This window comes from Paenibacillus xylanexedens (assembly GCF_001908275.1).
GTDB classification, from domain to species: domain Bacteria; phylum Bacillota; class Bacilli; order Paenibacillales; family Paenibacillaceae; genus Paenibacillus; species Paenibacillus xylanexedens_A.
Genome location: NZ_CP018620.1, coordinates 3,435,042 through 3,456,082, shown reverse-complemented (window position 1 = coordinate 3,456,082; position 21,041 = coordinate 3,435,042). Strand labels below are relative to the sequence as shown.

At 46.7% G+C, this 21,041-nt stretch carries 21 protein-coding genes; 1 reads left to right on the top strand and 20 read right to left on the bottom strand.

Annotated elements, in window-relative coordinates:
• Positions 1 to 3 precede the first annotated feature (3 nt).
• The 4 genes from argS to BS614_RS15460 form a co-directional block, all read right to left on the bottom strand.
• Complete coding sequence (argS, locus tag BS614_RS15470; RefSeq protein ID WP_074094601.1) at positions 4 to 1,734, bottom strand: arginine--tRNA ligase; 1,731 nt, start codon at positions 1,732 to 1,734, stop codon at positions 4 to 6.
• A gap of 277 nt (positions 1,735 to 2,011) precedes the next feature.
• A complete protein-coding gene (locus tag BS614_RS32385) occupies positions 2,012 to 2,146 on the bottom strand; it encodes a hypothetical protein (protein ID WP_280523088.1) in 135 nt (44 codons plus the stop codon).
• 122 nt (positions 2,147 to 2,268) lie between these two features.
• A complete protein-coding gene (locus BS614_RS15465; protein ID WP_036609230.1) occupies positions 2,269 to 2,604 on the bottom strand; it encodes a four-helix bundle copper-binding protein in 336 nt (111 codons plus the stop codon).
• Positions 2,605 to 2,677: 73 nt separating this feature from the next.
• Positions 2,678 to 3,796, bottom strand: a complete 1,119-nt coding sequence (locus BS614_RS15460) for a CobW family GTP-binding protein (protein WP_074094600.1) — start codon at positions 3,794 to 3,796, stop codon at positions 2,678 to 2,680.
• Between the two features lie 171 nt (positions 3,797 to 3,967).
• Between BS614_RS15460 and BS614_RS15455 the strand changes: the two genes are divergently transcribed.
• Complete coding sequence (locus BS614_RS15455; protein ID WP_047842524.1) at positions 3,968 to 4,486, top strand: MogA/MoaB family molybdenum cofactor biosynthesis protein; 519 nt, start codon at positions 3,968 to 3,970, stop codon at positions 4,484 to 4,486.
• A 68-nt stretch (positions 4,487 to 4,554) separates the two neighbouring features.
• Here the strand turns inward: BS614_RS15455 and BS614_RS15450 are convergent, their stop codons facing one another.
• The 16 genes from BS614_RS15450 to recA form a co-directional block, all read right to left on the bottom strand.
• Positions 4,555 to 5,109, bottom strand: a complete 555-nt coding sequence (locus tag BS614_RS15450; RefSeq protein WP_074094599.1) for a hypothetical protein — start codon at positions 5,107 to 5,109, stop codon at positions 4,555 to 4,557.
• 74 nt (positions 5,110 to 5,183) lie between these two features.
• Complete coding sequence (locus tag BS614_RS15445; protein ID WP_074094598.1) at positions 5,184 to 6,203, bottom strand: oxidoreductase; 1,020 nt, start codon at positions 6,201 to 6,203, stop codon at positions 5,184 to 5,186.
• A 112-nt stretch (positions 6,204 to 6,315) separates the two neighbouring features.
• Positions 6,316 to 6,969: a hypothetical protein gene (locus BS614_RS15440; RefSeq protein WP_074094597.1), complete on the bottom strand. Its 654-nt coding sequence runs from the start codon at positions 6,967 to 6,969 to the stop codon at positions 6,316 to 6,318.
• A gap of 397 nt (positions 6,970 to 7,366) precedes the next feature.
• Positions 7,367 to 8,821 carry a nicotinate phosphoribosyltransferase gene (locus BS614_RS15435; protein WP_074094596.1) on the bottom strand — a complete coding sequence of 485 codons (1,455 nt, stop codon included), beginning with the start codon at positions 8,819 to 8,821 and terminating at the stop codon, positions 7,367 to 7,369.
• 196 nt (positions 8,822 to 9,017) lie between these two features.
• Positions 9,018 to 9,575, bottom strand: a complete 558-nt coding sequence (locus BS614_RS15430) for a cysteine hydrolase family protein (protein WP_036670420.1) — start codon at positions 9,573 to 9,575, stop codon at positions 9,018 to 9,020.
• 67 nt (positions 9,576 to 9,642) lie between these two features.
• Complete coding sequence (locus BS614_RS15425) at positions 9,643 to 10,446, bottom strand: NUDIX hydrolase (protein WP_036609248.1); 804 nt, start codon at positions 10,444 to 10,446, stop codon at positions 9,643 to 9,645.
• A gap of 78 nt (positions 10,447 to 10,524) precedes the next feature.
• Positions 10,525 to 10,929, bottom strand: a complete 405-nt coding sequence (locus tag BS614_RS15420) for a PaaI family thioesterase (protein ID WP_036609249.1) — start codon at positions 10,927 to 10,929, stop codon at positions 10,525 to 10,527.
• 209 nt (positions 10,930 to 11,138) lie between these two features.
• Positions 11,139 to 11,552 carry a YlbF/YmcA family competence regulator gene (locus BS614_RS15415; protein ID WP_197997748.1) on the bottom strand — a complete coding sequence of 138 codons (414 nt, stop codon included), beginning with the start codon at positions 11,550 to 11,552 and terminating at the stop codon, positions 11,139 to 11,141.
• 304 nt (positions 11,553 to 11,856) lie between these two features.
• The gene (gene miaB / locus BS614_RS15410) at positions 11,857 to 13,413 is read right to left on the bottom strand and encodes a tRNA (N6-isopentenyl adenosine(37)-C2)-methylthiotransferase MiaB (RefSeq protein WP_036609253.1); all 1,557 of its coding nucleotides are present in this window, start codon (positions 13,411 to 13,413) and stop codon (positions 11,857 to 11,859) included.
• A 312-nt stretch (positions 13,414 to 13,725) separates the two neighbouring features.
• On the bottom strand, positions 13,726 to 14,298 hold the full coding sequence (gene pduL, locus BS614_RS15405; RefSeq protein WP_017689107.1) for a phosphate propanoyltransferase: 573 nt from the start codon (positions 14,296 to 14,298) through the stop codon (positions 13,726 to 13,728).
• 193 nt (positions 14,299 to 14,491) lie between these two features.
• Positions 14,492 to 15,493: a dipeptidase gene (locus BS614_RS15400; RefSeq protein ID WP_425320274.1), complete on the bottom strand. Its 1,002-nt coding sequence runs from the start codon at positions 15,491 to 15,493 to the stop codon at positions 14,492 to 14,494.
• Positions 15,494 to 15,577: 84 nt separating this feature from the next.
• Positions 15,578 to 15,838, bottom strand: a complete 261-nt coding sequence (locus tag BS614_RS15395) for a stage V sporulation protein S (protein WP_007430104.1) — start codon at positions 15,836 to 15,838, stop codon at positions 15,578 to 15,580.
• 117 nt (positions 15,839 to 15,955) lie between these two features.
• Positions 15,956 to 16,750: a TIGR00282 family metallophosphoesterase gene (locus tag BS614_RS15390; protein ID WP_036609256.1), complete on the bottom strand. Its 795-nt coding sequence runs from the start codon at positions 16,748 to 16,750 to the stop codon at positions 15,956 to 15,958.
• 154 nt (positions 16,751 to 16,904) lie between these two features.
• Positions 16,905 to 18,446 carry a ribonuclease Y gene (gene rny / locus BS614_RS15385; RefSeq protein WP_074094595.1) on the bottom strand — a complete coding sequence of 514 codons (1,542 nt, stop codon included), beginning with the start codon at positions 18,444 to 18,446 and terminating at the stop codon, positions 16,905 to 16,907.
• 310 nt (positions 18,447 to 18,756) lie between these two features.
• The gene (locus BS614_RS15380; RefSeq protein WP_074094594.1) at positions 18,757 to 19,494 is read right to left on the bottom strand and encodes a regulatory protein RecX; all 738 of its coding nucleotides are present in this window, start codon (positions 19,492 to 19,494) and stop codon (positions 18,757 to 18,759) included.
• 279 nt (positions 19,495 to 19,773) lie between these two features.
• Positions 19,774 to 20,838, bottom strand: coding sequence for a recombinase RecA (gene recA, locus BS614_RS15375; RefSeq protein WP_036609261.1), 1,065 nt, complete (start codon positions 20,836 to 20,838; stop codon positions 19,774 to 19,776).
• Between the last annotated feature and the right edge of the window lie 203 nt (positions 20,839 to 21,041).

Sequence of the window (21,041 nt, the reverse complement as noted above, 5' to 3'; positions counted from 1 at the left end):
GGATCACATCCGCTCTGGAGCTTGCACACCCAGCAAATGTAAACTGTACGCTAGGCGTTCGGCAGTACGTTTGGCCAATGCCACCCGGAAGGATCTTACATCAGATGACGCATCCGCAATCCGTTCGGCGTGATAGAAGCGGTTGAACGCCTGAGCGACATCTATTGTATATTTGGCAATGACCGAAGGCTCATTCCGATGAATTGCTTTTTCAAGATACTCGGGATAATCACCAAGCAGTTTCAGCAATGCCCATGAGGTATCGCCGATAAGGGATGAAGTGGTTTCTGTGTCATTTACATCATCTGAAATCGTGCCGTTAGTCAGAGTGTTTTCATTTTCCACGCGGATTGCCTCTTCTGCCTTGGCAAGTACACTTTGAATCCGAGCATGGGTGTATTGCACATAAGGTCCGGTCTCCCCTTCAAAACTCACCGCATCTTCCAATGAGAAGTCCACATCGTTTAACCGACTATTACGTAGATCACCGAAGATAATGGCACCTACACCGACCGCCTCAGCCACCTTCTGAGGGTTCTCCAGATTCGGGTTTTTCTCCTGAATAATCTGCAAGGCACGAGCGACTGCCTCATCCAACACTTCCTGCAAAAAGACGACTTTACCGCGGCGGGTAGACATTTTCCGTCCCTCAAAACGCATTAATCCAAACGGGATATGTTCACACTTCGAAGACCATTCATGCCCCATACGGGATAGGACCGCAAATACCTGACGGAAATGTAACTTCTGCTCGCCTCCGACCACGTATAACAACCGATCTGCCTTCATCACCTCATGACGATAAACCGCCGTAGCCAAATCCCGTGTAGGGTAGATTGTTGTTCCGTCTTTTTTAATAATCAGGCACGGGGGCATGTTCTCATCCTCCAGACGTACCACGAGTGCTCCATCACTCTCTTCAAGTAAACCTTTTGCCTTGAGCTCTTCAACCACCGCGCCCATCTTGTCATTGTAAAAGCTTTCCCCCAGCGTATGGTCGAACTGTACATTCAGACGTTCATACATCCGGTTGAATTCCTTCATGCTCACTTCCACAAAGAACGCCCATAACCGCTGTGCTTCTTCATCCCCTTGCTCCAGCTTGCGAAACCAATCGCGTGCCTCAATCTCCAGAGAAGGATCGTTCTCCGCCTCATCGTGGAAGCGGACATACAGCTCCAGGGACGTACGGATCGGGTCTGCCTGCAAGGCTTCATCATTGCCCCACCGTTTGTACGCTGCGATCTGCTTGCCAAACTGGGTTCCCCAGTCTCCCAGATGATTCACACTTACAGAGGTATAACCGGCTTCGTTGTACAACCGATACAATGCTGCACCGATTACAGTAGAACGCAAATGTCCAATTCCGAAGGGTTTCGCGATGTTAGGGGAAGACATATCAATCACAACACGCGAACCTTGACCAAGCTGAAGCTTACCAAATGCGGCATTCCCCAGTTCTTTTAGCAGATTCGGCGCGAGCTTCTCCCGATTGAAACGAATATTTACATACGGCCCAGCGGGAGTTGCTTCAATTCCAGAGGTCTGCAATCCAGTTGCGAGCTCGGTCGCAATGACTGCCGGTGCTTTCTTTAATGACTTCGCTAATGCAAAACAAGGGAATGCCGCATCACCCATCTCCGCCTGTGGTGGGACTTCCAGTAATCTCAGAACCTCTTGTTCATTCAATCCCGTTAAAGGGGCAATATCGGCCGCAGCCTGCTTCATCAACATGTCAAACACTCCTTATAATTCATAATTGGCTGAAAATAAACACAAAAAAGCTCTCGTCTCTAAATAAGAGACGAGAGCTGAATTAACAGTTCCCGCGGTACCACTCTAGGTGAACAGCTACTCCTAATATGCATCAACATGCATACCAGTAGAACCTGTTCCGCTCGATGCGTATAACGGTCGCAAGCCGGGTTACCCTCAGACAGATATGGCCTATCCCCAATCGGGATACGTACATCTTTTCGGATAACCATCTCACGGGTGCGGTTCACTCAGGTCATGTCATACCGGCTTCCACCTCTCCCGGCTCGCTGTCATGTATGGATCTGGCTACTCTCCCGATCATTGATATTCTTCGTTTCAATTCATTGCCATCATTATACATACCACGATCAGAATTGGCAACCTGCATTAAAAATCCCCTACTGAAAGGCAACACATAGGCACATCGTCTCAGATGCTTGTGTTCACTGCCTTCCCTTAGGGGACAACGGTCATTATCGGTTTTAATTATATATTCCAGTGAGATAATATTTACGCTACTGCTGCCATCAACCGGCAAGCTTCTGCACATCTGCGGCAAGCCTCTGCACATGCTTGGCAGTGATCATGGTGGTGTTTGCCACACTCAGCGGCGCAAGCTTCACAAGCTTTCACACACAATTCGCATATTTCAGCAATGAAATCACTTCCACGTGTCATCGCTTGTGCAGCAAAACTGCAGATCTCCGCACATTCCCGATTCAAACGTATGCAATCACGCAACATCGCCAGATCATATTCTTTCAGACTCGATATGTAACATACGTTGCATGCATTCATGCACTCCAGGCAAGCATCGATACATTGTTGATATTGTTGTTGTGTCATTTAAAGTTACCTCCCAGGCAAAGTTTGCTATGCATCTTAATACCCAGTTCGGAGGAATATTGAATCATCTAACCTACTTTATCGCTTCCAATTCCAGTAATTGGTCACGAATGACAGTTTGGTCAAAATGTTCACCTATAAACACAGCAACATTAGGGACCTCTCCCTGAGGTGTGATCTTCATGTAATCCGATTCACGGTAGGCATACTGGAACCAGAAACGGCTCGCCGTGTCACTAAACGATAAAATGCCTTTTGCTCGATACACGTCCCGTGGCAAAGCAGATACAAATTGTTCAAACGCCTCACTGTTGACCGGATGACTGAAATAATGCGTATACACCATGACATGTTCGTGTGATGCATGAGGAGCAGAATGCTCGTGACCGTGGTCATGACTATGGCTATGAGATGCGTCAGTATTCGTAGCATCGTCTTGGACTGTATGATCTGTATGCTCATGTCCATGATTGCAGCCATGTGTACCACAGGTTTCCGTATGCACATGATGCTCTTGGTGAGCCAGCTTGCCTGCTTCAGAAGCTGAATCACGTACATGCACGTCTGCCCCGCTGCGAAGCAGCAGATCCATCTCCACCTCACATTTCACTGTAGGAATTACAGGTGCGAAGCCATTCCATTTTGCCAAAAGCTGCTTCAGATCTTGCAGTTCCTGTGCACTCACCCGATCCGTTTTGTTCAAGAGAAGCACAGACGCACAACGAATCTGCTCCTGCATTAGTTTGAAGGTCTGCCCCTTCTGCTCCTGATACAGACCAGACAGATGTGCTGCATCCACAACGGTAATGAGACTTTTCAGTTCCAATCGCATGTAAAGTGAAGTCTCTGTTACTGCATCCAGAATCTCCATTGGATTCGCCGCACCGGTTGCTTCAATGATGATCACATCAGGTGATTCCTCTTGAACGAGATCAGCAAGTTGCAATCCCAAGTCACCACGTACGGTACAACAGATGCATCCACCTAACATCTCTGTCATCGGAACAGTGGAATCCACAATCTGACCATCCAGATTGACTTCGCCTAACTCATTCATAACCACTGCGGGGCGCAAACCCTGCTGTTGCCAATGTTCAATCAACTGAACAAGCAGTGTTGTTTTTCCACTCCCCAAAAAACCTGACAGTATATATACAGGTATGGATGGTTCTTTTATAATCGTTTCATTCATGCGTATACACCTCTCTGATTGTCCTTCTTGTAACCTGATCTATCTATATCTAGCGAGTGTACACCATCCCGCATTCGTTGTGCAATAACGTTCAACTCTTCCACAGTACATTGCCTGATTCTACCGGATGGTCTATGCTATGAGGACATGTTGATTGAAGGAGGAAGTTTCATGACTAATTCAGTGGAACAACATCGCCAGGAAGCTCCAACCACGGTATCGTGCATGATTGTTACAGTGTCGGACACCCGCACCAAAGACACCGATACCAGTGGCCAGCTCATGCACCAGCTTCTGAATGAAGCGGGTTATCAGATTGTTGAATACATCATCACACCAGATGAGACGGAGAACATTCGAAGCATCCTGCAAGATGCAGCTGTTCGTGATGATATTGAAGCCGTGTTGCTTAGCGGTGGAACAGGGATCGCACCCCGAGATACAACTTATGAAGCAGTATCCTCACTACTCGACAAGGAACTCCCGGGCTTTGGTGAGATCTTCCGTTTTCTCAGTTACACCGAAGATATCGGTTCCGCTGCCATCCTGAGCAGAGCCGTCGCTGGAACGATTGGACGAACAGCCGTATTCTCCATGCCGGGTTCCAAAGGAGCCGTCAAATTGGCCATGGAAAAACTCATTTTGCCCGAGCTGCGGCATGTGATGCGTGAAATATATAAACCCGTCTGAAAGATCAGACGGGTTTTTCGGGTTTATTTTCAGCTGTATGGTAAATTACGAAGGGTATCTCGCTCTACTTACCTTAGTTGCCCCAACACATGTTGGAACACCTGCAACACATCCTGTTCATACTTGTCCTTTTCCCCACCGGAAGCTGTATAAACGAGTGAGACGTACCCTTTGCTGCGAATCGTTGTTCGGCCAAGCGCATTTTCCAAGACAGCCTCATCACGATTCTCACTATACATTTGTTTCATGCTGGCAGTCCGGGTTGGCGCATCACTGAAAATATGGACTTTCACGATGTGTCTGCCACTTCCATTCAACAAATACATATAAGAGATCCCACCATGGCAGTCATCGGCAGACATATTATTCATCAGCTGAATGCCTTTTGCTTCAAAACTCTTACTGATCTCACTCACCAATTCACCGTTTAATCCGTGTCCTTGACTCTGTGCCCGCACATTTCCTTCATCTGTTGCTTCGCGGGTGTAGACCTTCCGCTCCTGTTCAATGGATGATGCCGAACAAGCCACCAGAGACCAGATACTCGTGATCAACACGCCACTTAAAAGTACCGACTTCATTGTTTTTCCAACGAGACTTCGCCCTTTTCTACCAAACCACATGCCAATCCTTCCTTTCCAGCCACGTGTACTGTGACCCAATCAGGTAGAATTAGCATGTCTAAGGACTTAGAATCTTATGCGGATGGCAGATCTGATATCGTATTGACCACCGTACGACCTACTGCACCACCTTGGAGTATTGTCTCCAGCGTATGAGGCAATTGATCTAGAGAAATCTCCCGGATTCCCAGTTCCAGCGCGCGCTCCGGTTTCCATTCTCCACCGAGCAGTTTCCACAATCGTTCCCGACGTTCCATCGGACAATATACAGAGTCTATACCAATAAGCTGGATGCCACGCAAAATAAACGGAAGTACCGTGGATTCAAAAGCTGTGCCTCCAGTTAACCCGGATACCGCTACCGCACCTCCGTATTGAATCTGTTTCAATCGCTCCGCAAGAGCCGGTCCTCCTGTTGGATCAACAACTCCCGCCCATAGCTGTTTCCCCATGGCTCCTTTAGCTGGAACATCAGCTTCTTCACGAGTAATAACCTCTGAAGCACCCAAGTTTCGGAGCAATGACTCCTCCTGATCCTTCTTGCCTGTGCTAGCTGTTACTTCAAAGCCAAGTTTCGCCAGAATGGCAACTGCCATACTGCCAACGCCACCCGTTGCACCCGTAACCAGAACCTTGCCCATCTCCGGTTTCACTCCAGCCTGTAACAGCGCATCTACCGAAAGTGCAGCCGTAAATCCTGCGGTTCCAATTGCCATGGCTTCTTTTTCACTGAGACCCGGTGGCAGAGGCACCAGCCATTCACTGCGCAGACGAGCATACTCGCTGTACCCTCCGTAATGGGATACGCCAGGTTCAAATCCTGTACTGATCACCCGATCTCCTGGTGCAAAACGTCCACTGACCGACTCCTCTACCGTTCCGGCCAGATCAATTCCCGGTACCATCGGGTATTCACGAACGACACCGCCCTTCTCAAGAGTCGCGAGTCCGTCTTTATAATTGACACTGGAATACTGCACCTGTACCGTTACATCTCCATTTGGCAGATCTTCCTTCTTCAATTGCTCTATAGCAGCTTTCACTCCGCCCTGTTCTTCTTTACGGACTACATATGCGTTAAAATGATTTTTCATCGATAGCCACTCCTTTTTTGGATTTTATATATTTTTCCATTAAGCACATGAAATGTTCGCATTCAGGCTTAACGGCTACCTTTTTACTTGTGGATTCTTCAGATGTTGATGATCAAGCTTTGTCTCTCCTGAGCGTCAACAGATAGATTAGTGGACCGACAATAGGGATGATGCCTGCCGCGATCCAAGCTGCTGAACGTCGACTCGCTTTAGCATCCCTGTATATCGCAACCATAGAAAGTAAGGTCAGGAGTACAAAATCAATCGTCATGATATGTACAAAGGCAGATTGATTGAATGCTTCCATATATACATCCGGATGACCTTGCGTCACGGCATAGAATGCCGTCCCCAGCGTCAACAGCAGAAGGATTACATGCGTCAACTTATGGGCTGCTACCCGTCCAATTCCCGACTCCCGCTGACGACCAAAATGCAAGCTTGTGTAACCCGAAGATCTATTCGCGGATGACGACCATGCATAATAGGGAAGCAGCGCAAAAGCACCCAGTCCAAAAGAAAGTATGACAAAAGGCCAAGCCGGTACACGGCCACCTCGTTCTTTCACAGATGTTCTTAACAGCATACAGGCATAAACTGCCGGGAAAATACCTAACCACGAAAATACCGTAAGTAACCAAGGTTCTTTGCTTTGCATTGTAATCAGTTCTTTGAATATCGGATCACTTCCAGGTGACTGCCCCGGTGCTAACAACAATGCATAGGCAATAAAAGTGATCCAGACCAGTCCTAATATCCATCTCATGTCTGCACCTCCTCTTACTTTCATCCCCTACAGCTGCGGGATTGAAACAATGCGATGCAGAATTTGGCGGCTCCTGCGCTTTCCCGAGAAATAATTACTGCTTTTCCCCTACAACCTCTTGAATTGTGCATGACTATTTCCAGTATAGCCTGCTACCTTGGCAGCCTGTCCATGAGATTTCTTACATCACTGGTCCACCTCATCGGTATCATATAAGAAAAAAGTCTATCAACTATCGACGTACTTTCACAGAAGACAGAACGCGTATAGCCGAAATTTTGCTTGCGATCATCGAATCGTTCACCTCCGCTAAGAACATATACATTTTATAGGCATCAAAAAGGCATAAGCCAGAATCCTTCACTGGTTATGCCTCTCTGTAATTCTTATGTGTAGATCATTCCTCTGTGGATTTCACATGTTCCGCAATGAGCTTCTGCTTCATATTCCAGGCCGCAGGGCTGATGTTCACACGGTAGATCTCCGGGTTGAGCTTCCGTTGGTATTCAGGCCAGAAGAGGTTCATCTGTTCCCGGTGATACGCACGAATCTCATCCAGATTAGGCAGTTCATACACTTTACGTCCATTTACAAAGATTGGCTCCAGCATATTGACCGCTTCGTAGCGGGTAACCGTCTTTTTCAGGTAAGGGTGTAGCGGGTTGAACAGCTTGAGCGGTCCGCCCTGTAGCGGCTGCTCTTCCTCTGGATAGCAGATATAATCTGCAATCGCTTTGCCATGTTTCGGATCAATGATCCGGAACACTTCCTTTTTACCTGGAGTGGACACCTTTTCAGGATTGGCAGATATTTTGATCGTAGGCAACATGGCACCGTCCACTTCACGCTCCACCAATTTATATACTCCACCCAAAGATGGTTGGTCAGAAGCCGTAATCAACTGTGTGCCAACACCCCATGTATCAATCCGCGCTCCCTGAGCCTTAAGGTTGAAAATCGTATTCTCATCCAAATCATTGGATGCAACAATTTTCACATAATCCAGGCCAGCCTCATCCAGCATCTGACGTGCCTGAATCGACAAGTACGCAAGGTCACCACTGTCCAGACGAATCGCATTCATCTTTTTGCCTTGGCTCTCCAACTTCTTGGCTGTCTTGATGGCGTGAGGTACCCCACTGTTTAACGTGTCAAAGGTATCAACCAGCAGCGTAACCTGATCAGGCAACACTTTGGCATACACGTCAAACGCCTCCTGTTCGCTCATAAAGCTCTGTACCCAGGAATGGGCATGTGTACCTGCTGTTGGGATTCCGAAGCGCTCTCCGGCAAGCATATTGGACGTTGCATGGAAACCTGCTACATACGAGGCACGTGCGCCCCAGATAGCAGCATCCGCTTCCTGTGCACGCCGTGTGCCGAATTCGAGCAAAATATCCTGCTGTGCTACCTGTTTGATCCGCGAAGCCTTGGTTGCAATCAACGTCTGATAATTCATGAAGTTAAGTATCGCCGTCTCCACCAATTGTGTCTCCATAATGGAGCCTTCTACCCGAATGAGCGGTTCGTCAGGGAAAACAATTGCACCCTCCTTCATGGAATGAATCGTCCCCTGAAATGAAAACTGGAGCAACTCTTCCAGAAAGACCGGATCGTAATTTTCCTCTTGTTTGGATAAAAATTTGATGTCGTCCATCGTAAACCGAAGCTGGCTGATATAGTTCACAATACGTTCCAATCCGGCAAATACCGCATATCCGTTGCCAAAAGGAAGCTTACGGAAATAGGCTTCAAATACCGCCTTCCGCTTGTGAGTACCATTCACCCAATGGGCGTACATCATATTGATCTGATATTTATCCGTATGTAAAGCCAGGCTAGTTGTCTGCATTTGTCTCATCCTCTCTGACTTCCGCTCGTGCCCCCAGATTTCATCTGTGAACATGGGTTAACATATGGAGACTTATTCTTCATGATTCTGTTCATCCGTATTAACAAACAAGTCTCCCGAAAAAAACTCTATACACCATTCACCACATTCATCCGGTTCCTAACATGGAGTTAACCAAACATGACTATGGAGAAAATTAAGCCAAGACCGTCTCGCTCGCCTTAACCACCGAAGCACCAAGGCTGGAACGAAAATGTCCAAGTGCCCACTCATGCCCTGCCGGATTGAAGCTGGCAACTGCATCTTCATATACCGTAATATGAAAACCTTTATTGTAAGCGTCCACTGCGGTATGCAATATGCAAATATCCGTGCATACCCCAATTAGTGCAATATCCGTAATACCACGTGCACGCAGTCTGAGTTCCAGATCGGTCCCACAGAATGCACTATATCTGGTCTTATCCATCCACTGTATATCTGTTTTCCGTTCTTCCATCACTCGGGCAAGACGACCATATAACTGTCTTCCCTCCGTATTTCTGATGTTATGAGGTGGGAAAAGTACAGTCTCCGGGTGATAAGGATCATTTTCTTCGTGTAGATCCACAGCCATGATTACCTCATGTTTGTTCTTACAGTAGGCCTCGGTTACAGCTGCAATCGTCTCTTCGATCTCTACTGCTGGCTGACCTACAGGCAAAGAACCTGTCACAAAATCCTTCGTAAAATCAATGACAATCAGTGCTTTCATCGTCAACACTCCCTTAGCCCAGAAATGGTTGATCCTGATTCAATCAGATTGACACATCTACACCTTATTACGTGTAGATGGACAGGCGTGGTACGAGTTCTGTAAAACGATATAACTGCGCCGGACGCTGCGAGTACTGGTTGGAACTCACCAGGTTCCCCTCTTCATCTCTTACTTCTTCCACAATGCCTTTACGGCTGCGGGTAGACGTAATCTTGCGAATGAAGTTTGGTTCTTCAAAATCCGGTACAACACTTTGAATAACCTGATATAATTCACTTAATGTAAAATCACGTGGCAGGAACTGACGAGCAATCGTCGTTTCCAGCATCTGCTGTTGAATACGTCGATAAGCGTCTTCGATGATTGTTCTGTGATCAAAGGCCAGTTCCAGTTCTTGCAGCGCCTCCTGGATGGTGAACAATCCAACATCCTCAGCATCATCTGCTGCTTGGCGTTGATCCAGCATCCATTCTTCCACAAGCGCGAAAAATGCGTGAGAGATAATCCAGCCCCTCGGGTCACGACCCGGCTGACTGTATACATTTAAGTACTCCAGATGTCCACCATCTACACCTGTCTCTTCCATCAGCTCACGCTTAGCTGCACCATAGATGGATTCATTCTCCTGACAAAATCCCCCGGGTAATGCCCATCTGCCTGCAAAGGGCCAGCCTTTGCGCTTGATCAGCATCACTTTCAGTTCCCGAATGGGAAGTGTCTTCGTCACCGTCTTGCGCTCCCGCTTGGTTAAGGTGAACATAACGATATCCGCAGGAACACCATCGGGGGTACGATATTTTTGGGAACTATAAGCACGTGCTGCTTGTTCGTCGCTCTCTGCATTGAAGTGTTCGTAGTTTTCGCTCATGGGCACCACCGACTATTTTCATTTTGATAATTTCATTATGACATAATAATATCTTTTGTCAACCGCAGGATTCATGCGTTACGTTCTCGGGCGTGCTATGCGGAATGTCGCCGTAGCCATACATCCCAACGTGCCCGATGCATCACGAACCTCCGATTGAGTCGTAACACTGCGTCCTGCTTGATGCAGTACCGTAGCTGTCACCGTTAATTCCCCTTGTTTCATTGGTGCAAGAAAATGTACGTTCAGATTCGTTGTCACACAGCCGTCTACTTCCATTGCTGCTGTTGCAACCATACCCATCGCCTGATCCATCAGTGAAGTTAATACACCCCCATGAATAATCCCCATGGAGTTGGTATGATGTTCGCCTGCTGTCAACGCGATCTGTACTTCTTTGCCGTCTCCTTTAATATAACGACATCCGAGAAATCCCCAGAATCGTCCGTCTCCGTCTTCCACCATTTTGTCCAAAATGCTCATTATTCATTTCTCCTTTATTCACTGTACGTATCAAGCTCTCTTGATGTCATGTGCCTTTATCATTAAAAATCAGCTGCGCCACACAAAATAACCCCACAGCGTGGAGCTTTGCTTGGAATTATATTCCGAGTACTTGGCGATAGCCACTCCATGTTAACGGTTATGTAATATCAAAAAAGGCGCGGACAGCGTCCGCACCCTTCCGTCATTTAACCGCAACTGGTCGGAGGTGAATCCGTTCCAGCCTCCACGTTTACTTTTTCAGAAACCGTATCCCGGATTACGGAGATCACTAGTTGAAGCAAGTAGTTGATGTCGCTCTGGCTCTGCTGGAATTCCGTAACCAATGGAATACTGTCCAGTTCGCTTTGCAGATCTTCAATTTCCTGTTCAATTTTGCTGACCATCTCCACATTTTTGAAGCTTTCAAAAGCAACAATCTCTTTTTGTTTTTTCTTGATCGTTGCAATCAATTGCTGGATGCGCTCATGATCCCGAATTTTGGTTTCAGCCTGTTGAAACTGTCTAACTTCCTCACTCGTTCCGAGCATATCAGCCAATTCTTTGGCTTTTCCCATAATGTCGTCGCGTATGACCAGATTGCGCGTATCGTAGGTTGGCATTCCATAATGGTTGTACTGCACTTCTTCCTGCGCCACTGAAATCGCTCCATTCTATGAGATGATATAAGATGAAAACTCAATGTTGCATTAAGCTCAGTCGACTGCTGAGTGACCGCTGCGGTGTCGGATCGTTCTTTTGATCGCTGTTGTCTCCGAATTTTTTCGATTAAGATTGTTCAAGGTTAAAATTCGGAGACAAAGGCGAACGCTTCGCTTCTACAGAATCGATTCCGTCACCTTCGCTACGCTCGGCGTAACCCCGCTAAGTGCAAAAAATCATTCATCTTATTTGTGTGTATGTGTATTACTGATTGGCAGCTACCGGCTCGGAGAGCAGGTTGCCCCGAATATAAAAAGTCATCGGATCGGTGATTTCCACTTGTACGAAAGTACCGATCAAATCTTTAGGTCCTTCAAAATGCACCAGCTTGTTGCTGCGTGTACGTCCTGCCAGAACTTCGGAATTCCGTTTGCTCTCGCCTTCAACGAGCACTTCAACGATTTTGCCGCGTTGCTCTTCATTGCTTCGGTGGCTGTATTCGTTGATCGTTTCGTTCAAGCGCTTCAAACGTTCCTTCTTCACTTCCATCGGTACGTTGTCTTCCATCACTGCAGCCGGTGTACCTTCACGCGGGGAATAAATAAAGGTATAGGCAAAATCATACCCTACTTCACGGACAAGGGAAAGTGTATCTTCAAACTGTTCTTCCGTTTCCCCCGGAAAACCAACAATAATATCCGTTGTCAACACAACATCCGGGATGGCCTTTTTAATTTTGTCAGCCAGCTTCAGATAGTGTTCCCGGTTATACTTGCGGCTCATACGTTTGAGTACTTCTGAACTGCCAGATTGCACCGGAAGATGAATGTGCTCCACCAGATTTCCGCCCTTGGCCAGCACTTCAATCAAGTGGTCATCGAAGTCACGTGGGTGACTGGTTGTAAAACGTACTCTTGGAATATCAATTTGGCGAATGGCATCCATCAAGTCACCAAAGCTGTAGTTCAGGTCGGTGAAGTCCTTGCCGTACGCATTCACATTTTGACCAAGCAGCGTGATCTCCTTAAAGCCTTGTCGTGCCAAATCCCTAACTTCAGCAATGACATCTTCTGGACGACGGCTGCGTTCTTTGCCCCGCGTAAACGGAACAATGCAATATGTACAGAACTTGTCGCAGCCATACATTATGTTCACCCAGCCGCGCATACCCTCACGTTTCTTCGGCAGGTTCTCAATGATGTCGCCTTCCTTGGACCACACCTCAACAACCATTTCTTTGCTGAACAACGCTTCCTGGATTAGATGTGGCAGTCGATGCACGTTATGTGTACCAAATATCATATCCACAAAGCCATGTTTCTGCATGATTCGGTTGACGACGCCTTCTTCTTGGGACATACAACCGCATACGCCAAGTAACAATCCCGGACGTTCAAGTTTTAGCGTTTTCAGGTGACCAAGCTCACCAAATACTTTATCTTCCGCATTTTCTCGTATGGCACACGTATTGAGCAGAATAATATCAGCTTCTTTGCGATTCTCTGTAGCCTGATATCCCATAGACTCAAGCAGGCCTTTGATGGTCTCCGAGTCATGCTCGTTCATCTGACATCCATACGTATATACAATATAGTGTTTGCCTTTCCCTATGTTTTTCAGTTCATCGGGAACCGCATTTTCGTAAAGCACCTGGACGTCTTCCTTGCCCCGCTGTTTCTCCTGACGATGATTGGGTTCCGATTTGATGTTAATCTCACGGCCCCGGATTCTTATCTTTTTGCTGAATTCATCTTGCGAAATTACTTTGGCATCGGAGAAATCAAAATATTGGGAGTAATCCTTTTTTGAGTCTTTAGCCATTTCCTTCGGTCACTCCTTACAGCCTCTATTAATAAAAAATCGTTCATTCATCCTTGTTCCACATGAAAATCTTGCTTGGAACATTAAAAGAGCATTACAGCAAATTATAGCATGAATTGGGCTGTAGTTCCACATCCAAAGCGCATGTCCCTTCGTCTAATCCGAAACATGCCATGCTCAGAAGAGCACTCAGAAAACACAAAAACCTGAGCCTTGCCGTCAGGGCTGGAATTAACCGGCCCCTGTTGGCTGTGCTCAGGTTTATATGTTATTCAGACCGCCATAATTGGGGGCTGAGGCTATTACATGTAATTAATCGATGATTTCAGCAGTGTCGCCATTACGAGCGCCAGCAGCGTTAGCCTCATCTGTATCAATATGCATGTCCAGTGCGAAAGAATCGGATACACGAGCCAGTACATTTTCCAGTACCAGACCACGATCTCCACCCAGACGAACTTTCAACATTTGTTTGTCCTCGATACCCCATTTAGCAGCATCAGAAGTATGGAAGTGAATGTGACGAGCAGCAACGATAACACCTTTATCAATCGTTACTTCGCCAGCAGGACCTTTAATTGTGATTCCTGGTGTACCTTCAATGCTTCCAGATTCACGTACAGGTGCTTTAACACCAATCGCAAATGAATCTGTCATGGAGATCTCCAGTTGCGTTTCAGGGCGAACAGGTCCGAGGATACGCACTTTATCAAACTGTCCTTTCGAACCAATTACCGCTACAGTTTCGTTAGCAGCGTATTGGCCAGGCTGGGACAGAGGTTTAAATTCAGTCAGTTCATAACCTTTGCCAAACAAAATTTCAACGTGCTCTTGGGATACATGAATGTGACGGGCAGATACGCCCACAGGTACTGTTTTACTCATTGTAAATTCACTCCTTGTTTATCTATGGCCTGTACTCAGGCTCTTAACAATCCAATGGTATTATACCCCTTTTTGGAGTGAAATGAAAACGAACTGGTGAAAATTCATGAAATACACTTATTTCACCATCATTCCCCTCCTTTATTTGGAAAACAAGTTTCAATTCAACCCATTCAACGCACACACCAGTTCACTATTTCATGGAATTCCCCTTCATCTGCATCTTCGGATTGCTCTCTGGCAAGTGTTCCCCCAGATAACTCATCGCATTCCCCCACAACCAGCCGCGCACTAAATGTTCATCATAATGCTTGAGCAGGATTTCCGTCAGTCTCGGATAATGTCCTGAATGTTCAAGTCTCTGAATATACGTTGAAATTCCATCAAAATCAGACCCCATCATCAGATGATGCTGCCCGCCGAGAGAACAAATCTCCTCAATATGAGGCAGCAGATCTTCTATACGTACCTCACCCTCCTGCTTGACAAACCAGGGTACAAACGTCAGTCCAATCCGCCCTTCCCGGGCAATGATAGCCTGAATCTGATCATCTTTCAGATTACGCACATGGGGACATACACTGTAACTGTTGGAGTGGGAGGCGATAAAAGGACGTTTACTCAAGTCAGCCAGTTCCCAGAAACCTTTCTCTGTCAGATGTGACACGTCGAGCAGCATTCCGATTTCATTACACTGGCGCACCAGTTCCTTCCCCTTCTCGGTCAGACCTGCTCCACGCTTCTCCATTACTCCGTCAGCCGCCCAATTGGCATAATTCCACGTTAGTCCAATAATTCGAACGCCCATCTGATAACATAACTCCAGATAGAACAGGTTGCCCTCCAGGCCATCCACACCCTCCAGTGTGATTAATCCCCACGGCCCCCCTGTTTGCCCCACCTGAGCCACCTGTTCACGCCATAACAACGTCTGTGTGCCGCCAGGCCGCTCCTGACTTCTCTCCACACGTCTACGATAGATCTCCAACTGCCCCATCACATGTTCAAACTTGCCTCTGCCAAGTACTTCGGGTAAATAGATGGCGAACGCCTGCAACCCTACATTCCCCTCTTTCAAACGTTGCAAGTTCACATCCAGTTGTGGAGCATCTTGGAATGGAAGAGCAGGCTGCATCAAAATTTTGCTCAGTGCATCACAGTGAAAATCAGCTACACGCCAATCAGACATGGACATCTTAAACCCTCCTCCATATGTTATTGTAAAAAAACGCAAAAAACCTGTCTACATCGTAAACAGGTTCAATGCATACTGCATGTATTATCTGGGCTCCACAATCAGCTTAATGGCCGTTCGGTCCTCGCCGTCGATCACAATGTCTGTAAAAGCTGGAATACAAATCAGGTCAACTCCACTTGGTGCTACAAATCCCCGGGCTATCGCTACCGCTTTAATGGCTTGGTTCAGTGCTCCCGCTCCAATTGCCTGCAGTTCAGCATTTCCACGTTCACGAAGAACCCCTGCAAGAGCGCCGGCTACAGAATTAGGATTGGACTTTGCTGAAACTTTTAATACATCCATGGTAAGTACCTCCCTGGGAATGTTGAAAGTTTGTTTCCACTTACTAGATGTTATTCGCGGGAGGCAAAAAAATTCCTTCTTTTTAGACGGGTTTCCCTGCAAATTGGGACAATACCCCTATTCCATGCGCCACTCGTCCTCCGTCAGACGAATTTTTTCGATGCGTGTTGCCGCACCTGTGGCTTCATCAATTTCAACAAAAACACCATGGAAGTGCCATTTGCCATCATCTACAACAAAACGTACAGGTAGCTGGGTGTAGAACTTACGCAACACGGCCTCACGCTCCATACCCAATATGCCGTCACGAGGCCCTACCATGCCTGCATCCGTCAAGTAAGCTGTTCCTCCAGGCAAAATCCGATCATCATTACTTTGTACATGCGTATGTGTACCTACAACGAGAGACGCACGTCCATCCAGATGCCATCCCATGGCAATCTTTTCTGACGTCGCTTCAGCATGCATATCGACCAAAATACATTTATGGTCTTGGCGCAGCTCATCTACAATTTCATCAGCTACACGGAATGGACAATCCAGAGCAGGCAGGAACGTTCTTCCTTGAAGATTGACAATCGCTAGCTCTTTCCCTTCGCCTTTGACAACCGTGTACCCTCGTCCTGGTGTTCCTGGTGGAAAGTTCGCTGGACGAATCATGCGGGGCTCATCATCTATAAAATCAAAAATATCCTTATTGTCCCAAGTATGATTACCAAGTGTAATACCATGTACACCCCAGTTGAAAAACTCATTTGCGATTGCACCGGTAATACCACGACCTGCTGCCGCATTTTCACCATTCACAATCACCACATGTGGCTTATACTTCGATTTCAGGTATGGTAAATTTTCCTTTAATGCCTTACGTCCCACGTTACCTACAATGTCACCAATAAACAAAACTTTCATTGATTACCGCCTCCTCAATTCCTGCAAAGTCCTCTTACTTCAAATGTTGAACCTTTGCAGGACTCTATCTCATGCTCCATGATGTGTAGTTGCCTTTTAACAGGCTATCAACAGGAAAAGTGGCCCACTACTGCGGCCACTTTTCCGTAATGCTCTATTTTGCGTATTCAACCGCACGGGTTTCCCGGATGACGGTGACTTTGATGTGACCCGGATAGTCGAGTTCATTCTCAATCATCTTCGTGATGTCACGGGCTAAGCGGAAGGCTTCAGCATCATCGATCTTCTCAGGCTGTACCATAACGCGAACTTCGCGTCCGGCCTGAATGGCGTACGATTTCTCGACACCTTCGAAGGACTCTGAGATTTCTTCCAGCTTCTCCAGTCGTTTGATATACGTTTCCAGCGTTTCGCGGCGTGCGCCTGGTCTTGCTGCGGAGAGCGCATCTGCTGCGCCAACCAACATGGCAATGACCGAAGTCGCTTCGCAATCTCCGTGATGGGACGCGATACTGTTGATTACAACCGGATGTTCTTTGTATTTCTTCGCCAGTTCCACGCCAATTTCGACGTGTGATCCTTCCACTTCGTGATCCAGCGCTTTACCGATGTCATGCAATAGACCTGCACGTCTTGCCAGAGTTACGTCTTCTCCGAGTTCGCCAGCCATCAGTCCAGCCAGATAAGCGACTTCCATGGAATGTTTCAAGACGTTTTGACCGTAACTTGTACGGAACTTCAACCGGCCCAAAATTTTAATCAGATCCGGATGCAGACCATGCACGCCCACTTCAAAGGTAGCTTGCTCACCGTATTCACGGATGCGCTCATCCACTTCTTTGCGGGATTTCTCAACCATCTCTTCAATCCGTGCCGGGTGAATACGTCCATCAGCCACCAGTTTCTCCAGGGCAGTACGGGCGATTTCACGGCGAATCGGATCAAAGCCCGACAGAATAACAGCTTCTGGCGTATCATCGATAATGAGGTCAATCCCTGTAAGGGTTTCAAGCGCACGGATGTTACGTCCTTCACGACCGATAATCCGGCCTTTCATTTCTTCATTTGGCAGGGTAACAACAGATACCGTTGTTTCCGCTACGTGGTCAGCCGCACAGCGTTGGATGGCGAGTGTAATAATCTCGCGGGACTTTTTGTCCGCTTCTTCCTTCGCTTGTTGTTCAATGTCCTTGATCATTTGAGCCGTCTCATGACGAACTTCCTGTTCTACGTTGGACAGTATGATACTGCGTGCGTCTTCCATAGTGAGGTTGGATATACGTTCCAACTCTGTCACCTGGTTTTTGTAAATCATTTCGATCTGCTGCTGAGTCTCATCAATTCGTTTCTCTTTGTTAGCCACTTGCTCTTCTTTACGTTCGAGTGATTCCAATTTTTTATCCAGCGACTCTTCTTTTTGCAACAATCGTCTTTCTTGTCGTTGAATTTCATTCCGACGTTCACGAGTGTCTTTTTCAGCTTCAGCACGAATGCGATGGATTTCATCCTTCGCTTCCAGCACCGTTTCTTTCTTCAGTGCTTCTGCCTCTTTCTTCGCGTTCTCCACGATTTGTACGGCAGCTTGTTCCGCACTAGAGATTTTAGCCTCTGCAAGAGATTTGCGAATAAAATACCCTACTCCGAACCCAATGATTAGCGCGGCCACAACGAGAGCGATCGTGATTGCAATTTCCATACTGTTCACCTCCTCGTTGGTTCCTCCAAGGCATTCCTTGGGTCAATTTGCAGTTTTCAAACCTTACATATGTTTGGGAATAACGAATACTCACGGCGATCCCCCGCCGATTTTCATTTCACATGTACATGTTTCCACGTACTATTCACTGTTTCCAGCGAACCCATAATTAAGAATGGTATAAATCTTAAGAAACCGAAACCGCTTTTTTGGAAGGAAAAAGGGTTGTCCATTTCTTACAGACTCATGTCCATTTTAGTATTTGACGAAAGAAATTGTCAAGAGAATGCAGTATAGAGACTCTAGTCTGCTAATCCCATAACAACGCTTCGTCATCTTCAGGGTCCCCAGCCTCATCTTCTTCAATTAAACAATTCACGACCCGGCGCACCATATCCATTGAAAAACCACGTCTCATTAGGAAGGGAAGCGTTTTATTTTTCTTCTCTTTGACGTCCCCTTTGACCTGATTCCATTTTTTGCGTCCTGCACTCAAGGCAGTCTCAAATTCCGCATCTGTACTAATACCTTCTAGTGCCTCAACAATGAGATCATTGGCAATGCCCTTTTGACGCAGCTCTTGCCTTATCCACAGTTTTCCCTTCCGCTTGCCCTCCATACGCTGTCTTGTCCATTCCTTCGCAAATAGATCGTCATCCACCAGGTTCTCCCGCTCAAGCCGATCCAGCGCCTCTTCAATCAAAGGTGCAGCAAACTCCTTCTGACGAAGTTTCTGACTTAATTCATGGCGTGTGCGCGGTTTATGCTCCAAAAAGCGCAGAGACTGTGCATACGTCCGCTGTCGCTCGTCAGCTAGAATGATATCTTCCAGATCCTTCTTCATAAACGTATTACCTTGAGTCATCCTGTATTTAATCATCACATCTTCAAGAACCGTAATGGAGTGGATACCAAAAGTGATTCGATAACGAGCTTGCCTGCTCTTTGTTCGTTCTACACGTGTAATAATAAGTTCTTCGTTGTCCGGAAATTGGGATAGGCCGTCCTGTTCTGCTTCTTCATATAAATCCTCGTCATGTTGATCCATTCTGGTCTCCCCTTTCATAACATTTTCATTCTGACTACGCCAAACACATATTCACATAGGACAGAGAACAATAATAATACAAAAGACCGGGAACTCTGCCCGGCCTTTACTCCACAGTTAGCGTGCTAACAGCCCCTGTCCATTGGGACAGGGGCTGTTAGACAGCACGAGTACTCCCACTACAATCCATTATCCAGATTGACCCAAGCTCAATCAGATAAGTTTACGGAGTCCAGTGGGGAACACCCTCAGGGTCCTCCCTAGAGAGGTTTTGAGAGATTACTCGTTGATTTCAAACAATTCTTGTTCTTCTGCTGCTTCTTTTTGTTGCTCTTCACTCGTTGGCGCAGGAACTGCAGTAACCAAGTTACTGGCTACACGAATTTTTTGTTCAATGATGTCAGCAATATCTTTATGCTCTTTCATGAACTGCTTTGCGTTCTCACGGCCTTGTCCTAAACGCTCGCCTTCGTAGGAGTACCATGCACCACTTTTATTAACGATGTCCAGCTCTGTACCAATGTCAATGATACTGCCTTCTCTCGAGATACCCTCGCCATACATGATATCCACTTCCGCTTGTTTAAACGGAGGTGCCACTTTGTTTTTCACAACTTTAATACGAGTACGGTTACCAATCATGTCATTGCCTGATTTGATACTCTCAATACGACGCACATCCAGACGTACTGTGGAATAAAACTTCAGAGCACGACCACCAGGTGTTGTTTCCGGATTACCAAACATAACGCCGACTTTCTCACGAAGCTGGTTAATGAAGATTGCGATTGTTTTGGATTTGCTGATTGCACCAGACAGTTTACGCAGCGCCTGAGACATCAAACGCGCTTGCAAACCAACGTGTGAATCGCCCATTTCGCCTTCAATCTCTGCTTTTGGAACCAATGCGGCTACAGAGTCAATAACGACGATATCTACTGCACCACTGCGTACAAGAGCTTCTGCAATTTCCAGCCCTTGCTCACCCGTATCTGGCTGAGACAGAAGCAATTCATCAATATTAACACCAAGTTTGCTTGCGTATTGTGGGTCAAGAGCATGCTCGGCATCGATAAATGCAGCTTGTCCACCCGCTCTTTGTACTTCAGCGATAGCATGCAATGCTACGGTTGTTTTACCAGAGGATTCAGGTCCATATATTTCAACAATACGGCCTTTAGGCAAGCCGCCTGTTCCTAATGCAATATCCAAAGCCAAGGAACCACTGGGAATAATTTCCACATTCATATGAGTGGACTCACCCAGTTTCATGATGGATCCTTTACCAAATTGCTTCTCTATTTGACGGAGCGCCATATCAAGCGCGGCACGACGGTCTGACAATAAGCTCACACCCTTTACTGTTTATAAGATAATGATACCTTGTTTTAACACGTTTGCCAAGCTTTTTTTCGAACATACATTCGTTTTTTTTTGTAAAGGCCGAGGCGCCTCTTCCTCAAGGAAACTTTCCATTAAACAGAAAAAAGAACCGTAAACAAGGCTGTAAAGCCTAATTCTACGGTTCTTCCGTCTTCCTTAATTAT

Excerpts from the sequence above, each read along its gene's own strand:
- BS614_RS15395 (WP_007430104.1), bottom strand. The coding sequence starts at position 15,838 with ATGGATGTATTAAAAGTTTCAGCAAAGTCCAATCCTAATTCTGTAGCC.
- BS614_RS15455 (WP_047842524.1), top strand. The coding sequence starts at position 3,968 with ATGACTAATTCAGTGGAACAACATCGCCAGGAAGCTCCAACCACGGTA.
- argS (WP_074094601.1), bottom strand. The coding sequence starts at position 1,734 with ATGTTGATGAAGCAGGCTGCGGCCGATATTGCCCCTTTAACGGGATTG.
- miaB (WP_036609253.1), bottom strand. The coding sequence starts at position 13,413 with ATGGCTAAAGACTCAAAAAAGGATTACTCCCAATATTTTGATTTCTCC.
- BS614_RS15380 (WP_074094594.1), bottom strand. The coding sequence starts at position 19,494 with ATGGATCAACATGACGAGGATTTATATGAAGAAGCAGAACAGGACGGC.
- BS614_RS15450 (WP_074094599.1), bottom strand. The coding sequence starts at position 5,109 with ATGTGGTTTGGTAGAAAAGGGCGAAGTCTCGTTGGAAAAACAATGAAG.
- BS614_RS15400 (WP_425320274.1), bottom strand. The coding sequence starts at position 15,493 with ATGTCCATGTCTGATTGGCGTGTAGCTGATTTTCACTGTGATGCACTG.
- BS614_RS15445 (WP_074094598.1), bottom strand. The coding sequence starts at position 6,203 with ATGAAAAATCATTTTAACGCATATGTAGTCCGTAAAGAAGAACAGGGC.
- BS614_RS15465 (WP_036609230.1), bottom strand. The coding sequence starts at position 2,604 with ATGACACAACAACAATATCAACAATGTATCGATGCTTGCCTGGAGTGC.
- BS614_RS15460 (WP_074094600.1), bottom strand. The coding sequence starts at position 3,796 with ATGAATGAAACGATTATAAAAGAACCATCCATACCTGTATATATACTG.
- BS614_RS15435 (WP_074094596.1), bottom strand. The coding sequence starts at position 8,821 with ATGCAGACAACTAGCCTGGCTTTACATACGGATAAATATCAGATCAAT.
- rny (WP_074094595.1), bottom strand. The coding sequence starts at position 18,446 with ATGGAAATTGCAATCACGATCGCTCTCGTTGTGGCCGCGCTAATCATT.
- BS614_RS15425 (WP_036609248.1), bottom strand. The coding sequence starts at position 10,446 with ATGAGCGAAAACTACGAACACTTCAATGCAGAGAGCGACGAACAAGCA.
- pduL (WP_017689107.1), bottom strand. The coding sequence starts at position 14,298 with ATGAGTAAAACAGTACCTGTGGGCGTATCTGCCCGTCACATTCATGTA.
- BS614_RS15440 (WP_074094597.1), bottom strand. The coding sequence starts at position 6,969 with ATGAGATGGATATTAGGACTGGTCTGGATCACTTTTATTGCCTATGCA.
- BS614_RS15415 (WP_197997748.1), bottom strand. The coding sequence starts at position 11,552 with ATGCCAACCTACGATACGCGCAATCTGGTCATACGCGACGACATTATG.
- BS614_RS15420 (WP_036609249.1), bottom strand. The coding sequence starts at position 10,929 with ATGAGCATTTTGGACAAAATGGTGGAAGACGGAGACGGACGATTCTGG.
- BS614_RS15430 (WP_036670420.1), bottom strand. The coding sequence starts at position 9,575 with ATGAAAGCACTGATTGTCATTGATTTTACGAAGGATTTTGTGACAGGT.
- BS614_RS32385 (WP_280523088.1), bottom strand. The coding sequence starts at position 2,146 with ATGCAGGTTGCCAATTCTGATCGTGGTATGTATAATGATGGCAATGAA.
- BS614_RS15390 (WP_036609256.1), bottom strand. The coding sequence starts at position 16,750 with ATGAAAGTTTTGTTTATTGGTGACATTGTAGGTAACGTGGGACGTAAG.